At 31.3% G+C, this 17,497-nt stretch carries 20 protein-coding genes and 1 pseudogene; 2 read left to right on the forward strand and 19 right to left on the reverse strand.

From position 1 onward, the window contains the following. Positions 1–3: 3 nt before the first annotated feature. From JCM7501_RS06305 to JCM7501_RS06315, 3 genes are read right to left on the reverse strand one after another with little or no spacing between them, the layout of a single operon-like run. Complete coding sequence (locus JCM7501_RS06305; RefSeq protein ID WP_028992194.1) at positions 4–855, reverse strand: radical SAM/SPASM domain-containing protein; 852 nt, start codon at positions 853–855, stop codon at positions 4–6. Between the two features lie 39 nt (positions 856–894). Beyond that, a complete protein-coding gene (locus JCM7501_RS06310) occupies positions 895–1,899 on the reverse strand; it encodes a radical SAM/SPASM domain-containing protein (RefSeq protein WP_054644816.1) in 1,005 nt (334 codons plus the stop codon). Next, positions 1,892–2,137: a PqqD family protein gene (locus JCM7501_RS06315; RefSeq protein ID WP_028992196.1), complete on the reverse strand. Its 246-nt coding sequence runs from the start codon at positions 2,135–2,137 to the stop codon at positions 1,892–1,894. Before JCM7501_RS06315 ends, JCM7501_RS06310 begins: the two co-directional genes overlap by 8 nt. Positions 2,138–2,450: 313 nt before the next feature. Between JCM7501_RS06315 and JCM7501_RS13310 the strand changes: the two genes are divergently transcribed. Together JCM7501_RS13310 and JCM7501_RS06320 are read left to right on the forward strand one after the other, a co-directional pair. Further along, positions 2,451–2,768, forward strand: coding sequence for an IS110 family transposase (locus JCM7501_RS13310; RefSeq protein ID WP_211232390.1), 318 nt, complete (start codon positions 2,451–2,453; stop codon positions 2,766–2,768). Continuing rightward, a complete protein-coding gene (locus JCM7501_RS06320) occupies positions 2,765–3,709 on the forward strand; it encodes an IS110 family RNA-guided transposase (protein ID WP_218184434.1) in 945 nt (314 codons plus the stop codon). The genes JCM7501_RS13310 and JCM7501_RS06320 overlap by 4 nt, the downstream gene beginning before the upstream one ends. A 586-nt stretch (positions 3,710–4,295) precedes the next feature. Here JCM7501_RS06320 and JCM7501_RS06325 read toward each other — a convergent pair. From JCM7501_RS06325 to JCM7501_RS06385, 16 genes and pseudogenes are all read right to left on the reverse strand, one after another. Further along, positions 4,296–4,496, reverse strand: coding sequence for a hypothetical protein (locus JCM7501_RS06325; RefSeq protein WP_028992197.1), 201 nt, complete (start codon positions 4,494–4,496; stop codon positions 4,296–4,298). Positions 4,497–4,630: 134 nt separating this feature from the next. Next, positions 4,631–4,756 (reverse strand): annotated as a pseudogene (locus JCM7501_RS12625) (helix-turn-helix transcriptional regulator); the annotation flags it as partial. A gap of 27 nt (positions 4,757–4,783) precedes the next feature. Continuing rightward, the gene (locus JCM7501_RS06330; RefSeq protein WP_028992198.1) at positions 4,784–5,995 is read right to left on the reverse strand and encodes an ABC transporter permease; all 1,212 of its coding nucleotides are present in this window, start codon (positions 5,993–5,995) and stop codon (positions 4,784–4,786) included. After that, complete coding sequence (locus tag JCM7501_RS06335) at positions 5,992–6,966, reverse strand: efflux RND transporter periplasmic adaptor subunit (RefSeq protein WP_028992199.1); 975 nt, start codon at positions 6,964–6,966, stop codon at positions 5,992–5,994. The genes JCM7501_RS06330 and JCM7501_RS06335 overlap by 4 nt, the downstream gene beginning before the upstream one ends. A 16-nt stretch (positions 6,967–6,982) precedes the next feature. Next, entirely contained in the window at positions 6,983–7,687 is a 705-nt protein-coding gene (locus JCM7501_RS06340) for a Yip1 family protein (RefSeq protein WP_051421917.1), read from the reverse strand. Between the two features lie 28 nt (positions 7,688–7,715). After that, positions 7,716–8,444, reverse strand: a complete 729-nt coding sequence (locus JCM7501_RS06345) for an ABC transporter ATP-binding protein (protein ID WP_028992200.1) — start codon at positions 8,442–8,444, stop codon at positions 7,716–7,718. A gap of 830 nt (positions 8,445–9,274) precedes the next feature. Then, positions 9,275–9,754, reverse strand: a complete 480-nt coding sequence (locus tag JCM7501_RS13315; RefSeq protein ID WP_218184435.1) for a 4Fe-4S cluster-binding domain-containing protein — start codon at positions 9,752–9,754, stop codon at positions 9,275–9,277. A 4-nt stretch (positions 9,755–9,758) separates the two neighbouring features. Further along, positions 9,759–9,911, reverse strand: a complete 153-nt coding sequence (locus JCM7501_RS12940) for a hypothetical protein (RefSeq protein WP_156202106.1) — start codon at positions 9,909–9,911, stop codon at positions 9,759–9,761. Positions 9,912–10,366: 455 nt separating this feature from the next. Next, entirely contained in the window at positions 10,367–10,834 is a 468-nt protein-coding gene (locus JCM7501_RS06355) for an SPASM domain-containing protein (protein WP_156202107.1), read from the reverse strand. A 156-nt stretch (positions 10,835–10,990) separates the two neighbouring features. Then, positions 10,991–11,854 (reverse strand): radical SAM protein, encoded by an 864-nt coding sequence (locus JCM7501_RS06365; protein ID WP_054644819.1) that lies wholly within the window; start codon positions 11,852–11,854, stop codon positions 10,991–10,993. Next, positions 11,847–13,523, reverse strand: a complete 1,677-nt coding sequence (locus JCM7501_RS06370) for an ABC transporter ATP-binding protein (protein WP_028992202.1) — start codon at positions 13,521–13,523, stop codon at positions 11,847–11,849. Before JCM7501_RS06370 ends, JCM7501_RS06365 begins: the two co-directional genes overlap by 8 nt. 103 nt (positions 13,524–13,626) lie before the next feature. Further along, complete coding sequence (locus JCM7501_RS12945; protein ID WP_156202108.1) at positions 13,627–13,791, reverse strand: huazacin family RiPP peptide; 165 nt, start codon at positions 13,789–13,791, stop codon at positions 13,627–13,629. Between the two features lie 26 nt (positions 13,792–13,817). After that, positions 13,818–13,982: a huazacin family RiPP peptide gene (locus tag JCM7501_RS12950; protein WP_156202109.1), complete on the reverse strand. Its 165-nt coding sequence runs from the start codon at positions 13,980–13,982 to the stop codon at positions 13,818–13,820. A gap of 298 nt (positions 13,983–14,280) precedes the next feature. Next, positions 14,281–15,051, reverse strand: a complete 771-nt coding sequence (locus JCM7501_RS06375; RefSeq protein WP_028992203.1) for a LuxR C-terminal-related transcriptional regulator — start codon at positions 15,049–15,051, stop codon at positions 14,281–14,283. A gap of 130 nt (positions 15,052–15,181) precedes the next feature. After that, on the reverse strand, positions 15,182–16,774 hold the full coding sequence (locus JCM7501_RS06380; RefSeq protein ID WP_028992204.1) for a putative ABC exporter domain-containing protein: 1,593 nt from the start codon (positions 16,772–16,774) through the stop codon (positions 15,182–15,184). Beyond that, positions 16,771–17,484 (reverse strand): ABC transporter ATP-binding protein, encoded by a 714-nt coding sequence (locus JCM7501_RS06385; RefSeq protein ID WP_028992205.1) that lies wholly within the window; start codon positions 17,482–17,484, stop codon positions 16,771–16,773. Before JCM7501_RS06385 ends, JCM7501_RS06380 begins: the two co-directional genes overlap by 4 nt. Positions 17,485–17,497: the final 13 nt, after the last annotated feature.

Raw genomic sequence — 17,497 nt, forward strand, 5'->3', positions numbered from 1 at the left:
TTATCACCTTAATAAATTATTTTCTTGTGCCTTTATAATTGATTTTATTTGCTCTCTAAATTTCTCATTATTTTCATATACTTCCGCTAAACATCTTGAACTTTTGCTGCACATTTTTAGTATAACATTATTTTCCCATATATCGATTAAGTTATCTTTAAATATATTTCCCAATCCTATTTTAAATTCACTACATGACTGAACATCTCCATTAGCTGTTATAGCAAAAAATAATCTACAATTCTCATTATTTTTATCTATTTTAATCTCTTTACTCATTTCTAATTCTCTCTTAAACATAGCAGCTCTACCAACTAATATAAGCCTTCTTATAATATGCGGAATATTTTCTCGCTCTAATTCTTTATGCAACTTTCTTACAGATACTTCATTTTCACCTGTTATTACTGAAGATACTGAGATTCCTATACTACTACTTTTTACGATCTCTATACTCTTTCTAATGAGATTATATACATTACCACCCATTATACGATTATTTATATCTGGATCTCCTCCATGCAAACTAATTTGAATCCATTTTACTCCTAACTTTTCAAGTGTTTTGATATTATCTGAATTAATAAAGGTTCCATTAGTTGTGATGGTAACCTCCAAATTTTGTTCTCTAAGTTCATTGACAATATCAAAGAATAATGGATGACTCATAGGTTCTCCACCACTTAATGATACATATATGCATCCAACTTCCTTAATTTTTTTTGCTACCTCTTTTATTTTACTAATGTTAAGTTTTTCAAAGTCCTTTTGATTAGAAGAATTCATACTACAAAATGAACATTTTAAATTACAATAGTTTGTTATATTCCATTCGCAACTAACAGGTCTCTTCATTTACTTTCTCCCCTCTCCAGCACAATGGATCAGATGCATTTATGTCCCAGTTATAAGATATGCACTAGCCCTGCATCCACCTCTGCACTCATTGAAAATATCGCAAGAATTACACTTACCTTTTAACTGTGGAACTTGTCTCCATATGGAAAAACCTTCACTTTTGTTCCATATGTTTTTTAAACTATCATTCCTAATATTTCCACATACCCATTTTTCATCAGTTAAAACTCCACATGCTGTCACATCTCCAAATGGATTAATATTTACACTATATGTGCCTGCGCCACAACTATTAATCAAGAAAGAGCCTCTACCAATATTAAAATTTTTCTGCCCTATTATAGTTGGGATAAAGCATGGCAATACCAAATCAAACTTTTTTTGCTTAATAAGAGGGTGTTCATAAAGTTTATAAATTATTCTCTTTATATTATCTAAATCAACAAATAGTTTATCTAAATTGTTAATAGCATTTCCTTGTGGCAATAGAAATTGTAATCTCATATTTGATACTCCAACACTATTTAAAAAATCGATTAATGCATATAAGTCATCAACATTTTTCTTATGGACTAAAGTAGCTATTAATACAGGGACATTAGCATTCTTCAAATGATAAATTGCCTCTAAGGTTCTCGAAAAAGTATCTTTGCCTCTAATAAACTCATGTTGCTCTTTACTAACTCCATCTATACTAATTTGCACTCCTCGTATCCCTATCTTTTTCATTTTTCTAGCTGCATATTCATCTATATACAACCCATTAGTAGCTACAGTTGTAACGATATTTTTTCTGCAAATATACTCCGCTAATTCAAAGAAATCATTTCTAATCATAGGTTCTCCACCAGCAAATTGAAAAGATATCACTTTTAAATCCGCTAATTCATCAAATAACATTTTAGCGTCTAATGTTGTAAGTTCTTTATCTATACTCTCACTATTGTTCCTATCTCCAAAACAACAATGCAAACATTTTAGATTACATCTATAAGTAGCATCCCAACAAACATGTAGCGGACTGGAAAAAATTTTATTCATCTAACAAACCTTCCTTTCTTGCATTTAAAATAAATTCTTCCAAAAGTTCTTCTATCTCCTCTTCAAGGCTATCTGGATAGAGGCACTTTAATTCTTTTATTATCTCCATTTTTGTTTTGTTGTTTAAACGTTTCACAATTTCATTAGCAGATTCATTTAGTTCAATTAATTTACCTTTTTCTGTATCAAAAATAACAGCATCTTCTTCTCTATAAATTAAACTTTCTTTTAATTTCATTTTAACCCACATCCTTTCGCTTTGCTCAAGCACAAATTGTCATGAAAGTGTGCTTTTGAGCAATATTTTTGATATAATTTCTTTAAAACATATAGATATACTACAAAGCACGGAGGAGGGAGTGGAATTATTTCTCCCACTCATTGGACTCAAATCCGCATTTTAACATGTGTAGAATATCTTTTCAAGCACAAATAAGTGTGACTTTGATCACGTACACTAATCATTGTATAAGCAATTCCTTAGTGTTTTTGTGCTGGATATTCAGTCAATGTCTATATATTTTAATTTTTTCTCTTTTGGAGGGTTGTTTATGTTGAAAATTGTTCACCCTATCTGCTGCAGCATAGACGTCCACAAAAAATTCCTAGTTGCAGCTATTGCTATTACTGATTCTAACAATGTTACTACTTACGTTAAAAGGCGCTTTTCTATCTTCAACTCTGACCTTATTAAGTTAAGGGATTGGCTTCTTAGTTACAATTGTTTCGAAGTTTGCATGGAATTCACCGGTAAGTATTGGATCCCTATCTTTAATGTCCTTGAAAAATCCTGCCATGTTGTTATTGCTAATCCTAAGTATCTCCGTGCCATTAAAGGTCAAAAAACCGATGATAAAGATGCTACTTGATTGCCGATTTGTTTAAATTCGATATCGTCCCTTCTAGTTTTATTCCTCCTAAAGATATCCGCATGTTACGTGAACTTGTTCGCTATCGTTTTAAACTTATTGGTCATCGCTCTAGTGAAAAAAACAGGCTTCAAAATGCCCTCACCGTATCCAACATCGCTTTAGTCTCTGTCCTGAGTGATTCCTTCGGTAAATCTACTTCTTCTATCATTGAATATATCTTAACTTGCGATACTTTTGACCCTGAATACTGCAAGTTACTTCTACACAAAAGTCTTTATAAAAAGGCTGATGAAATCACTCAGTCGATTATTGGATACGAATTGAAGGTCGATCAATCAGTCAAGATGAAGGTTTGTAGAAAACACTATGATTTTATTAATCAACGTGTTTCTGATCTAGATAAAGCCATTTCTCAATTAGCCAAACCTTATCAAGACTTGATTGATATCGCTGTTACTCTCCCTGGCATAACCGAAAAATCGACAACTTATATCATCGCTGAAATCGGCACGGATATGACAGTTTTTAAATCTGACAAGCACCTTTGCTCTTGGGCTGGTCTTTCTCCCCAAAACAACGAAAGTGCAGGTAAGAAAAAATCTGTCCATGTCTCAAGAGCAGGTGTTTATTTAAAACCTCTCTTAATACAGTGTGCCAATGCAGCAATTAGGGATAAAAAGTATTCTTATTTTAGGCTTAAATATGAACGTATTAAAAAGCGTCGTGGTCATAAACGGGCAATTGTTGTTATTGCTCGTATGATCCTTACTTGTCTCTATCATATGCTTTTGAAAAGGGAACCTTTTAATCCTTCTGACGCCGATTACATTAATATGCCAGAAAAACTTTATCAAAAGCATAAGCAACAATATATTAAGAAAGCTATTAGACTTTTAGAAAAAGAAGGTTGTACTATTATCCCTCCAAAAATTACTTAACATCATTATATATTACCATTATCTGGATTTTGGACGGCTTTTTTTGGTGCCCTTTTTGTCATGCCCAAATTTCACTATTTCACTTTCACACTACTTCCCTCCAATACTACATTAATATAGTAATTAAATAAATTTAATAATTTCTAAGCTAAAAACAAAAGATTAAAATTCAAAAAACTACCATAAATTTTGTTTTCTGAATTATAATATTTTAAAAAATGCTAATATAAATCTTTTGCCTAAACCTATATTAAACTATCAAGTTTATATCAACATAATTTAAAACAAGCGTATAAATTATCAACTTTTAATATATAATTTGGTAATAGCAGGTTAACATTAAAACCTGCTATTACCTTCCAAATTACTTTATTACTGCATTAATTTAAAGAAATTGTCGGGCAACCCGTTTTACTCATACAAACAGTAATTTCTAATACTGTTAAATTTGGTTTTGGCATCTTTTTACTTTTATTCATATTATCCCCTCCTTTCGTGTTTAGGTATTTAGTCTATTGCAAAACCCTAAGATTAAGAAAAATTAAGGGTTTGCAACCATTTCTTTGAATGATATCCCATAGCTTTTTTATGTCAATCCTTCCTTCAACGTTTCTTTAATTTCTTTTGTAAAATTTGAAATTGATGCTCTAACAATTCTACTTCCTTTACCTACTGCCAAAATTCTCCTGTTATAAGCAAATACTTTATCAGGGTTATCACTTGTCCAATCAGCAATATTGGTTACATACTCAAATGTCCCATCGTTAAAACACAACGAAGATATCATATTAGGGTAAATCTTTAATAGATTGAAGTTCTTTCTTATTTTCTATTTTACAATCCATTTTTTCCAATGTCTACTATATCTTTGTATAGTTTTGGCGAAAAAATAAAAAAACTATACAAAAGTATAGTCCAAATTTAATCTATTAAATTAAGCTTAATAGCTTTTGCAATCGCCTGTTGAAAGTTTTTTACCTGTAATTTTTTAATAATTTCTTTTTTATGATACTTTACTGTGACAGGCTTTAGCCCAAGTTCTCTTGATTCGGTTTTAAGCTCACTATTTTATTGCTATTCATATCTCAATGCCTCAATCGGGTCAAGGTCTGCAGCTTTTTTAGCTGGATAAACGCCGAATATTATTCCGAGCACGATTGAGCCTAAAAACGCCATAACTACAACTTTAAAATTAACTGTTGGAGGAATTTTAATAAGATGCGCTATAAGCATTCCTCCAAGTATGCCAAAAATAATGCCTATTATTCCTCCTATTCCTGTCAAAATAATTGACTCTGCCAAAAACTGCATTATTATATCTCTTTTTTGTGCACCAAGTGCTTTCTTTATACCTATCTCTCTTATCCTTTCCGTTACAGATACAAGGAGTATATTTACTATGCCTATACCTCCAACAATTAATGTAATTGCCGCTATAACTAAAAGTACAGCCGAGACTACAGACAGTACCCTATTTATAACATTTTGAATATCTTTCATTGTCTGCACAATGTATTTGTCTTTGTTATGGTGCTTAAGCTCAAGAACTTTTATTATTTTGTCACTTATTTGTTTTAGGTTATCTTTTTCTGTTGTTGAAAAATATAGTACATCTACTTTATTTCCAGTACTGGACATATTCTGAAGTGTAGTTAGCGGTATAAACAATGTTGCAGGAAAATCATCACTATTTACTATACCTGAAAGAAAACCGTTATCAGATTTAAGTACACCTATAATCTTAAAATTATTAATAACTCCTGAAGCAGTTTTTACAGTAATTATATTTCCAATAGCCACTGTGTTTTTAAAATATTTTTTTGCAAAACTCTCATCTACAACTGCCACATTCTTTTTGCCCGATACATCAAAATCGTTTATAAACCTTCCGTCTGCCATCTCAACAGGAAAAAAACTCTTGTATTGAGATGTAACTCCAATTATGTTTGCAGTTCTTGTTTTTTTATTTATTTCAATTTCGCCTATAGCTTGTGATTGTGCATATACGTTTTTTAGTTCAGGCACTACTCTTTTTACAACATCCATATCATCAAGTGTTAACCAATCGCTTTGCGGAACTACAGCCTGTCTATATTGAACCATAATTACATTTGCACCTATTTTTTCAAAAGACGAATTCATATACGCTGTTGTCGCATTGCTAATTGCAACAATAGTTACTATTGAAAATACTCCCATTATTATGCCAAGTATTGTAAGCATTGAACGCAATTTATTTGTCCTTAAGCTATCTATTGCCTGTTTGACGCCTTCGATAAAGCTCATTTCTTAACCTCTTCCTTTTCGGTATTTATAATATTTACTCCCGCCCCATCTGTATAATTTGGCTGTGGGTCAACAACAACAAGGTCACCAGCTTTTAAACCACTAATTACTTCAGCTTCAAAATCAGAGATAATCCCTAGTTTAATATTTCTTTTGTACATTGCTTTACCTTTTTCGTCTACCACAAAGACATACTGATTACCATCTTTATCTTCCATAAGCATATCCATAGATACAATCGGAACACCTGTCTTATTAGCCGTAAGTATATCACATGTTACATTAAGCCCCGGTCTTATTATTGAGTTAAGTTTCTCAACCGATATTAAAGCTTCTATTACAGTTTCTTGACCTGCGGCTGTCATTATCTTTGTTGCAACAGGTGCTATGCTTAAAACTTTACCGGTTATATTATCTTCTTTGCTTATAGCATCGCCATAAATTTTAACACTCTGTCCCACTTTCACATTTTTGAGATCGGCTTGTTTTAAATATGCTTTGACGTTCAAATTATCTATATCAACTATTTTAAAGGCTGGAGTCATATTATTTGTATACATTCCTTCTTTTATATTTATTTCAGTTATAACACCGTCAATAGGGCTTAATTCACTGTCTTTTATCATTTTTATCTGCTTGTCATTTCCTGGGATATTCGCATTTATTTCACTTAAATCCAAATCAACAAGCTTATCTCCCTTTTTTACCTTTTGTCTAACTTGGACTTTGATTTTCTTTACTTTTAATGGGGCATTAAAATATACATCTGCACTATTTACTGCAACAACTTCACCATTTACAGTTACAATAGATGATATGCTGCCATTTTCTATCTTTTTTACTTTGACATTGAATACTTTGCCCCTTTGCACTGCAAATGAATTTTTACTGTCTTTATTTAAAAATATATTGCCTGCAATTATGGCTATTATTAAAATTGCAATTACAGCACCTATTAGATATTTTTTCATGATTACCTCCTAAATTTTACATTAATTTTAGGCTATTTGCTTGTAACAATATCTGACCTATGTATACTAAAGCTACAATACTACATGCTTTCGCTTTGCTAATTTTACTGACAAGACTAACCCCTATTGCTATTACAACATAATACCAAATGTTAAATAGATCGATACTCCTCATAATTCCGTATATATAGCTTCCTTTTAATGATTGTGCAAATAATCCAAGAGATGAATTTATAGTAAGTTCACCTGTAAAGAACGAGACAACTAGTGATAAAAGTATATAAAGAAGAGTAATTGTATATGCATATCCTGTTATAGATAAATACTGTTTGAAACTCCCCTGCCCTTTAAATAATTTAATCAATCCAAAAATAATTGCCGTACTTATGAACCATGTTAAAAGCTGGTTAATTGGAGTAGAAATCATGGCCATATATGGTGCCATTTTTACTGCTGCATCAATCTGTTCTTGTGTAAGTGAAACGCCTGACTGCGATAAAGTCATCTGAACATTATTTTTTATATATTCACTAAAAACCGGAAATCTTATTAAATAAAGAAGAACCATTCCAAATACCATTGCTAAAATTGGATATAATATGCGTGGCTTTTCCATAAGGTTTTTCATAGTCTCTGTTGGCGATATAATAATGCCTATGACTCTTTGCATAAAATTCATTTCTTTTACCTGTTCTTCATTCTTTAATTCTAAATTTTCCATTTTGTTCTACCTCCTAAATTTTTATAAGTTACTGGGCTGACTTTTTTAATGCGAGAATGTCATCAGCCAAAAGAGGATTGTCTACTTTCTCATCTTTTATAATACTTCCGTCTCTTAAGGTTATTATGCGCTTTGCATGTTTGGCTATGTCTAGCTCATGGGTTACAAGCAGTATTGTCACCCCCTCCCTGTTAAGCCTCTGGAATACTGCCATTATTTCTTCACCTGAAATACTGTCAAGATTACCTGTCGGTTCATCTGCAAGAATTATTGATGGATTATTTACAAGCGCTCTTGCTATGGCTACTTTCTGCTTCTGTCCCCCTGAAAGTTCATTCGGTTTATGATTCATTCTGTCAACAAGATTTACTCGCTCAAGTGCTTTAATTGCTCTTTTTCTTCTCTCCTTTGCAGGCACTCCTGCATAAATCATGGGAAGCTCGACATTTAGAAGAGCTGTCATTTTAGGTAACAAATTAAAGGATTGAAATACAAAGCCTATCTTCAAATTTCTTATTCTTGCAAGCTCGACATCATTCAATTTTGATATGTCCACGCCATCAAGTGCGTAATAACCGGATGTAGCCTTATCAAGACATCCAATTAAATTCATCAAAGTTGACTTCCCCGAACCAGAGGCACCCATTACAGCAACAAATTCTTCTTTGTCCACTGACAGATTGATATTTTTCAATGTCTCTACCTCTATAATTCCAGTTTTATATGTCTTGTAAATATTTCTCATTTCAATAATCATATCAATCTCTCCATTAAATTATTTTCATAGGTATTTTACACTATTTTAGAAATAATTTCTACTATACTTTTGTATAGTGCAGTAGCTTTTTTATAGGCAATAGAAGGTCTATCTCTTTACACAATCTATAAACTTTCTTTTTATTAATTTTTTATAGCCATAAAAAGGACTTTTTTCAGCTATGTCAAAAAGTATAGTTTTATATTATCGCAAAGATATTGTCCATACATTGTTCTTGAAAAACTATGTATCCATTGCTCTCTTTTTGAAATACTACCTCATACTATTTTCATTTCATCATTCCTTATGTTTTTCTAAATCGCATTTAACAAAATCATTGAGTTTCTTTTTGAGTACTATACATGATAAGCAAAAATTATTCAGGATACAATCATCACATGTTGGGTTTCCCAAAGATCTGTCCTCCCAAACTTTTTCCAATTTAATTATCAGTTGAGAAACTTTTGTATCTTGTTTAAGAGGACCAAAATTATATTCAGAGTGGTTATAAAAAGCTACACATGGATAGATATATCCTTCTGGAGATACGTACATTTTAAATTGGAGGCATTTGTTAGGTTTCATGAAGGAATTGTTAATAGTTGGTTTTATAATATTATTTTGAATTGAATACAACGTATTTTTATATGGGAAATTCCAAATAATAGATTTGTTATCTATCTGGCCTAAAATACTTTCATTTGGGAGATTAAGCACAACGTTAAAAGGTATATTATATTGCTTTAGCAAATGCATTTTAGAGCTAATCTTGCTGTTATATTCAATATTATTGCTAACAATTTGAAGTAGAATCTGCAGTTGATATTTGCTCAAGATAGAAATTTTTCTTCACTTAATAACATTCCATTCGTGATGAGTGAAAAATTAAATTTATATTCAGAAGCAATGTTCATAAATTTTAATAACTCATCAAATTTTATCAATGGATCTCCTCCTATGATAAAAATCTGATTACAACCATGTTTAGTTAATTCAAAAAGAAAATTTCTGATTATATTTTTATTCAGCAAGTGATCTGGAATATTTAAAAATGACAATTTTGCACAACTTATACACGGAAATAATCTGGGTTTTTCACATATCTCACAGTCAAGCGAACAAGTAGAAGCTAAATTTATATATACTGCTTTTATCTCTGAAATGTTGTCAAAATCAATTGGCACAGAAGTACCTGCAATCCATTCATCATGAAAATATTCAACATGAGGTTTTTCTGTAAATCTTATAAGTCTATTAGATATAAGAAAATTTAAAACTTTTTCCCACTTGTCTTTATATATCTTTTCCATTTCATTACATCCAAAATTTTCTAAAGCTTTTTTTTAAAACCTCTATATTTTCCTTTTCTACTATAAAGATCCTAGAATTTAGAAAATCTAGAATTAAACCTATATCTCTGTTATGAATAAATTTCACTCCATAACCCAAACTAATATATTGTTTCATATGCTTACCTCCCATGGAAAATTATAATTAGCAATTGAAGCAAAATACTTTTTGAAATAATAAACTATTTTAAGCTAAAATCTCTCCCATGAAATTGGATAAAATCCATAGATCACATTATACATGCTTCTTATAAACCTTTCCATTGTTCCCCCTTACAATATTGGGTTCAAAAGGTAACAAACAGAATTTTATTTGGGTTACTAAACTCAAAAAGATAGCCCTAATGCAAAAGAAAAGTCAGTAGAAAACAACGAATCTTCTCGTTCCACATTGATAGAAAGCACCATTATAGCCTGAAAATGTCCAATTTTGAGTTAAATAACTCACTTTCATAAACGTCTTTAACTTTCAAAGACCGAAATCTAGAAATATCCCGAAGCCTTTGATTCAAAGTTTCTTTTTCACCGAATCTTTTGATTCAAAATTCCTAGCTTTGAAAAGGATCCTGGAAATTAATAACAATATAAATCTTCATGATGAAAATTAGCATTCTTATTCCTTGAATATTTATTCTTGAAATAGTTTGGATTATGTATAAGTACCTCGATCAAATCTTTCAATGCCTCTTTCGTAGATTTTATTCTACTTTCACAAAAACCTTTCGGTATTTCAAAATATCCATTCGCAGCAAATGTGGCATAACATGTTCCACATATCCTACTAATTGGGCAATTTCTACATTTTGACAAAACTTCCTCGTTATATTTTTCTATTATTTCGGATATTTTTCCCAAATCCAAACCATCGTAGACATCTCCTATAAAGAAGTTGAAATTTATCTTTTCGCAGATGTGAAGTCTTCCTTGCGTATCCACATATAATTTATCTCCTGGAATACAACTACCTGTAAATGAGTCAAAGAAAACATTGTTAGCATAAAACTTAAATCTATTGTACAGCGAGAAAAAAAAACGTCCCAAACATTAAATCAGAATAGCGAGATGGCTTTTTATTAGATTTAATATCTTCTATATATTGTTTCTGTTTATTGGAATAATTTTTTATGAAATCATTTTTCTCTTCAATACTAAAACGTTGATAATAAGATGAAAACAATGGTTCAACCATGCTAACTCTTATAAGTGGTGGTAAATACTCATTTTCAAAAAAATTTCTGCCTTAGTAATATCAGTATAAAAATCATAACATGACAATAAATTTAAATTTTCCCATAAAGAAGGGTATAACTTATTTACTTTCACTAAATTTGCATATATTAAATCGAAAGTTCCTTTATTGTTAGGAAAAATTCTATTTCTATCATGTTCTTCTTTAGGGCCATCTAAGCTTATTGATATATAAAAATCTTTTATATTGTTTATATATCGAAGAGTTTTATCTGACAATAATGTACCATTTGTTGTCATATTAAACATGGGATTATAAGTTCTATATTTGCTCAGTATATATTCAACTATATTTTTAATAATTTCGAATTCAAGTAATGGTTCACCTCCATAAAAAGTAAAAATAGGACGTCTTTTGGGATAGTAATCATAAACTTTTTTAAAATAATGCATATATAAATCTATTGCTTTTTTTGCAATTTCAAATGTTATTGCTTTATCACTATAACTATGATGGTATGGGTAATGATCAGAGTATATACAATATTTGCAACGTAAATTACATTGCTCAGTTATATTGAATATTAATTGTTTCATTCCATAAGTTTCTATATGTTTTTCAATATCCTTTACAGTATATTTTTTTCTACTCTGGATACTAATTGACTTTTGCATCCCAATATATTTTTTAAAAAAGAAATCATAATATTCCAAATTATAGTTGTTATAAATCTTGTTTTCTGAAAACCCATCTTTTCTAATTTCATTTAGTAACATTAAAAATGAGTTATCTATATTAAAAATGAGACCAGTGTCATTATCATAGATATAGGTATCTTTGTTATCTCTTTCAAAAACAAAGACATTATTCATCTTTTTCAACCTCCTTACAATGATTTGCCATCAAATGCATAATTTTATTACATACATCATCAAAATAGTCAGAGTGATCTATTATTATACATATCTTGTCATTCAGTTCTTCTTTTATAAACTTCTTGATCAATTCTCTTGTATCTTTATCCAAATGTGCCGTCGCTTCATCAAATATGAAGACATCAGAATCGGATTTCATAATAGCACGAGCTATTGCTAATTTCTGTATTTGACCACCGGAGAGTTTCACCCCATTTTCTCCCACCAAAGTTTGATCCTTCAAAGGCAAACTCTCTACAAAATCTTTCAATCCCGATTTGTTCAAGGCCATTTTATATTTTTCATCATTGACATTACCTACTATTTTTATGTTGTTCTCGATTGTATCGTTAAATAAGAAAATCTTCTGTGACACTATTGAAACTTGGGTTCTTAGAGATTTTTTTGATAGCTTGTTCAACTCCAGTCCATTTATCAAGATTTCCCCCTCGTAATTTTCATAAAATCCTAAAAGTAATCTTATTACCGTTGACTTCCCACTGCCGTTCGGTCCTTTTAAAAGTACTTTATCTCCTTTTTCTGCCTTTAAATTGAAATTTCTTAAAACGTACTCCTTCCCATCGGGGTAACAGAATCTCACTTTTCTCATTTCTATTTCACTTATCTTATCTATTTTTATATTGTCAGACCTTTCATCTTCTTCAGGATATCTCATAAAGAAATCTCTGATCCTTTCTAAAGCCACAAACGCTGGTTTGAAAGTATACATGCTTAAGCTCCAATTAACCACAGGTGCATACAGTTTTCCAAAATATCCGGTAAAAGCCATATAAGTCCCTATAGATATACTTTCTTGAATAACTGACTGTCCTCCCAAATAAAGCAAAAGAACACTTACAAGGGAAGAAAGAAGCATGATCGCTTCAGAGCCAAACGACAACAAAATGCCGTATTTTATCGATGATTTCACGTATTCCTTGGTAACTTCATTTATATTCTGTGCTTCTTTCTCCTCTAAAGCCATCCTTTTTATCTCTTCTGCTCCACTTATGGATTGTTGGAATTTTCCGTGAAAAATAGCTCCTTTCTCCATTGTTTCGCTAGTAACTTTGGCAAAGGCTGATTCAAAAGTTCTCGAAACTAAATAGAAAATGGGTATTACTAGAATCAACAACAGAGTCAATCTCACGTTCAGAGAAAACATAATCACCATAGCACCTATGAATTCAAAAATACTGAGGATTAACTTGAAACTCTGTAAAGAAAACAATGAACTCAAAGAATCAGCCTCTTTGAACCTCGAAACAATGTATCCACTTTCGCTGTTTGAGAAAAACTCTAGTGGTAGTTTCAAAATGCGATTTGTTAAATCTTTTTTTATGTCAAAGAGTGTATTCTGACTGAGAAGTGTAAAAAGTGCCGAACTTAAGTAGTTTAAAAAACTCTTCAATATGTACACCCCAATAAGTACTAAGACATATTTGGTCAATAAATTTAGATTTCTATTCATTACCCCTTCATCGAAAGCAAGTTTGGTAAGATAAGGTGGTAAAAGAGAAATCAACGATAACGCTACTAAAAAAGTAAAAGATAGAATAAAGAGTTTTATTTTAGGCTTTACATATTTAAAGACAAGATGCAGTAGTTCCAGTTCTTTTGCCTTCATGCTCTTTTAACACTCCTTTCAAAAGAGGAAGGGGAGAAATTATTTAACTATTACTCCCTACTCCCCTTCCAAAACTTAACAGTAATTAACATTAAACTCATAATTAAACAAAAGAAGCAGCAGCTAAACTGGTCTTAAATCCTGCAGTACTCCCTACTGCATCAGCTATAGGTACTGGTCCATCCGAGATACATACACTACACACGGCTGCACATCCTAAACCACAAACTATCCAACATCCCATACCTTCTGGAGATATTTCTTTCACAATATTCACCTCCATTTTTCAATAACCTAAACCTTACTTGCAGCAGCAAAAATAGCTCTTGCAGCAGAAGTAAGCCCTACAGCATCAGCAATTGGAACAGGTCCATCTGAGACACATACTAAACATGGTAGTATACAACCAGAACAAACAACGCACTTTAGTCCTTCAGGTTCAGCGTAAAGTTCCGTCATATTATCCCTCCTTTCTTTCTGATTTTTTAGATTATTTTAAAAAAATATAAATTATACCTTTTTATAATAATTTTTCCATTTTTAACGACTCTTTATATGGACTATCATCGTTTACTTTCTAATACGATTTCTTTTGCTTATCTCACGGAATTAATATTAATTGATTAGAAATAAAGCTGTAACATATTGAAATTTCTCTTCATTTTTATTTTACAATCCATTTTTTCCAATGTCTACTATATCTTTGTATAGTTTTGGCGAAAAAAATAAAAAAACTATACAAAAGTATAGTCCAAATTTAATCTATCAAATTAAGCCTAATGGCTTTTGCAATAGCTTGTTGAAAGTTCTTTACACGTAATTTTCTAACAATTTCTTTCTTATGATACTTTATAGTCTCAGGTTTTATCCCCAATTCCCTTGAAATAGCCATTTCTTTATATCCATTTGCACACAATTTTATTATTTCAATCTGTTTATTTGTCAATTCTTCTAAATTTTCCTGTCTAACTTCTTCTCGCTTGTATTCATCAACAATTCTATATGCCAGTAATTCTATAAGAACCAGCATTTCTTCTGCCATTTCATGTCCTATAATTGAGATGTCCAGATACCCTATCACTTCATTGTCCACGTTAAGAGGCATAGCTATGCAATACCATCTTTTAAAAATATCACAATAGTGCTCTTCCGGTTTTAAATAAACTGTATCTTTTAATTTCATTGCCAATGAAATGGCATTTGTACCACAGCTTTCTTCTTTAAAAGAAGTACCTTCCCTAATGCCTAAATTATCTATGTTTTTGTATACCCTTTTATCGTAGATAATATCTAAAAGATACCCTTCAATATCTACCAACAAAAAAATATATTTCTTTTTTTTGAATTGGTTGTATGCTCTATTAACACATTTTCTAAAAGCATTAATAAGTCTTTTATTATTTTTAAGTGTTATTCGCAATTCTTCTTCCTTTAAAAATATCAACGGAGCAGCTATTGACTTTGTAAGCCCTATCCCTAAACACTTTTTCTGAGAAAAAAGTATTTCATTAGATTTTGAATCTCCCATAAAAATACACCTCTTACGCCTCTTTTTTTATAGTTTCAATCTCTTCTATCAAGTCTTTTCCGTTTATATTTGCTGCACCGCCGGTGGCTTAACATCGTCGCCAGTATCACCGCAATTAATCGTTCCTTCCTCACTTCAGCTCCAACCTCTCAAATATATAATTTGCAAAGAGCAAAAACATTCCCGCTTCTAAAAGCATTATTATAGAAGCTGATAAAATGCCTATTCCCATACTTTTTGTCGCAATACCCAAAGGAATGGAAACTAATCCTACAGGTATAAGCACAAATAATAATCCAAACAACCTAAAAAAAGGTATTGCTATTTTAAGGTCTTCTTTTGATGGCATAAAAATAAGCAAAAAAGCGTAGGAAAAATTCTGTAAAACCGAAAGACTTATTATAAACAGTATAGCTGCAATAGTATTAAGCAAGCCGGGTTTTATAAAAATTGAAGCAGGTACTATAAGAAGTATCGCTGTTATAAACGATTTTAAAAGAGGTACAAAGTTTACTGCAATAAGCTTTTCTATGCCTTCTCCCGGAATTATGTAAATGTACATTCTATTTAATTCTGCCCCTATTGCTGAGACCATACTCAAAAGCCAAGCCATATAAGCGTACATAAAAGCCAAAACAAATATTATAGTGCTATCATTTTTAGGAAGAAAATATCCAAAAGCAATTGAAATTACAAGCAAAAAGAGGTTATAAAAATTAAAATATATAGAGCCTATCTGTCTTTTATTTTCTACCATTTTAAGCCATATAAAAGCCCATGGACCTTTTGGTGAAAATTTCACTTCTACTTTTCTTTTTTTCTTTTTTATATTTTCTTCCGTACCTGACAAGTCACCTTTATCGGCCTTTTCTCTTATCTTTCTTATCTTTTCATTGTAAGTGACAACTTCCTCATAATAGTCTGTCGCAAAATAAAGTCCTATAAATACAAGCAAACCTATTGTTACAAATTGTAAAATTATCTGTATTATTGCGTTGTGAGAATTACCAGTAAAATATGAAAGTATAAGTCCTTTTGAAGGTCCTATAATAGGAACATAATCCCATCCTTTTAAGTCAAAATATTCAATAAAACCATAAATGTTTTGCTCTTTATAGGCAAAATACACTGCAGAACCGAGAAGCAAGACTAATACACTCCATAAAATGTATTTTATTATCTCTTTTGCATTAAACTTCATTGAAATGGAGTAAAATAAAAAGCTTAAAGGACTAAGTGCAAGATAAAAAGTAAATACTCCGAGGTATCCCCAAATTAAGTTCTGTGAATATTTGAAAATTTCCATTGTAACACTTAAAAAAGGCAGATATATGATAAATAGAACAGCAATAAATAAATTTTTAAAAATGCTCCTTACCATGTACCAGAAAAATATCATTCTTTCTCTTATCGGGGAAGACAACAAAAAAGCTGTATCTCCTGGGCTCAATATAATTCCCGGCTGTCTTAAGGAGGTAAATAAAGAAGCAAAAACTCCCAAAAGCATGACCGCTATCAAAACTGCATTAAAAACTTCAAATTTTATCGTACTTATTTCATTGAATGTCTTTCCCCTGTTTGTTATCACGGGTATTAAAATGAATACATACCAGATAAATTGAAGAAGATATATAAATATTCTTTTGGGGTTTTTGATTATATCCTTCACAAAATTTTTAAATCTTAATAAGTCCAATGTAAGCAAAGCCTTTATTTCTGTCATTTTGTCACCTCCAAAAAGAGGTCTTCTAATGTGCCATTAGGTCCTGCTTTTTCCATAACCTCTTCAAGAGTACCTTCATAGATGAGCTTTCCCGCTTTTAAAATAAGCACTCTGTCTCCAAGATTTTGAACTGAATCTAGCATGTGTGTACTCAAAAGAACAGATTTGCCTTCTTTTTTAAGTTCGCGTATGGTATCTTTAAGCTCTCTAATCGCCTTAGGGTCAAGCCCTACAAAGGGTTCATCAAAAAGCATTACCTCAGGTTTGTGCAAAAGGCCGCAAATAACCATCACCTTTTGCCTCATGCCTTTTGACAGATTTGCCCCTAATTCATCTTTTTTATCCAAAAGGTCATAGGCTTCAAGATATCTCAAAGCCTCTTTTTCCCAATTGTCAAGGTTGTAAGCAAGAGCAATAAACTTCATATGCTCCCAAACTGTAAGCATTGGGTATATGTCAGGAATTTCAGGTATGTAGGAAAGCTTTTTTCGCGCCTCTTTGTCTTTATAGTCATAACCGCATACCTTTATCTCTCCCTCTGTCTTCCTCAAAAGTCCCATTATAGTCTTTAAAGTAGTACTTTTACCTGCCCCGTTTGGACCAATAAGACCCACGACTTCACCGGGATAAAGTTCAAAAGTAATGCCATCAACCGCTTTTATTTTGCCGTAATACTTTTTTAAATTTTTAATAGACAATACGCTATTCATCGTAACCCTCCAT

The organism is Thermoanaerobacter thermocopriae JCM 7501, assembly GCF_001310975.1.
Taxonomy (GTDB): domain Bacteria; phylum Bacillota; class Thermoanaerobacteria; order Thermoanaerobacterales; family Thermoanaerobacteraceae; genus Thermoanaerobacter; species Thermoanaerobacter thermocopriae.

Coding starts and splice junctions, on each gene's coding strand:
- JCM7501_RS06335 (WP_028992199.1), bottom strand. CDS start 6,966: ATGAAAAAATATCTAATAGGTGCTGTAATTGCAATTTTAATAATAGCC.
- JCM7501_RS12940 (WP_156202106.1), bottom strand. CDS start 9,911: ATGAAACAATATATTAGTTTGGGTTATGGAGTGAAATTTATTCATAAC.
- JCM7501_RS12950 (WP_156202109.1), bottom strand. CDS start 13,982: ATGACGGAACTTTACGCTGAACCTGAAGGACTAAAGTGCGTTGTTTGT.
- JCM7501_RS06380 (WP_028992204.1), bottom strand. CDS start 16,774: ATGACAGAAATAAAGGCTTTGCTTACATTGGACTTATTAAGATTTAAA.
- JCM7501_RS06340 (WP_051421917.1), bottom strand. CDS start 7,687: ATGGAAAATTTAGAATTAAAGAATGAAGAACAGGTAAAAGAAATGAAT.
- JCM7501_RS06305 (WP_028992194.1), bottom strand. CDS start 855: ATGAAGAGACCTGTTAGTTGCGAATGGAATATAACAAACTATTGTAAT.
- JCM7501_RS06310 (WP_054644816.1), bottom strand. CDS start 1,899: ATGAATAAAATTTTTTCCAGTCCGCTACATGTTTGTTGGGATGCTACT.
- JCM7501_RS06330 (WP_028992198.1), bottom strand. CDS start 5,995: ATGAGCTTTATCGAAGGCGTCAAACAGGCAATAGATAGCTTAAGGACA.
- JCM7501_RS06365 (WP_054644819.1), bottom strand. CDS start 11,854: ATGAATAATGTCTTTGTTTTTGAAAGAGATAACAAAGATACCTATATC.
- JCM7501_RS06370 (WP_028992202.1), bottom strand. CDS start 13,523: ATGAAGGCAAAAGAACTGGAACTACTGCATCTTGTCTTTAAATATGTA.
- JCM7501_RS06385 (WP_028992205.1), bottom strand. CDS start 17,484: ATGAATAGCGTATTGTCTATTAAAAATTTAAAAAAGTATTACGGCAAA.
- JCM7501_RS06375 (WP_028992203.1), bottom strand. CDS start 15,051: ATGGGAGATTCAAAATCTAATGAAATACTTTTTTCTCAGAAAAAGTGT.
- JCM7501_RS13315 (WP_218184435.1), bottom strand. CDS start 9,754: ATGGAAAAGATATATAAAGACAAGTGGGAAAAAGTTTTAAATTTTCTT.
- JCM7501_RS13310 (WP_211232390.1), top strand. CDS start 2,451: ATGTTGAAAATTGTTCACCCTATCTGCTGCAGCATAGACGTCCACAAA.
- JCM7501_RS06325 (WP_028992197.1), bottom strand. CDS start 4,496: ATGATATCTTCGTTGTGTTTTAACGATGGGACATTTGAGTATGTAACC.
- JCM7501_RS06345 (WP_028992200.1), bottom strand. CDS start 8,444: ATGATTATTGAAATGAGAAATATTTACAAGACATATAAAACTGGAATT.
- JCM7501_RS06315 (WP_028992196.1), bottom strand. CDS start 2,137: ATGAAATTAAAAGAAAGTTTAATTTATAGAGAAGAAGATGCTGTTATT.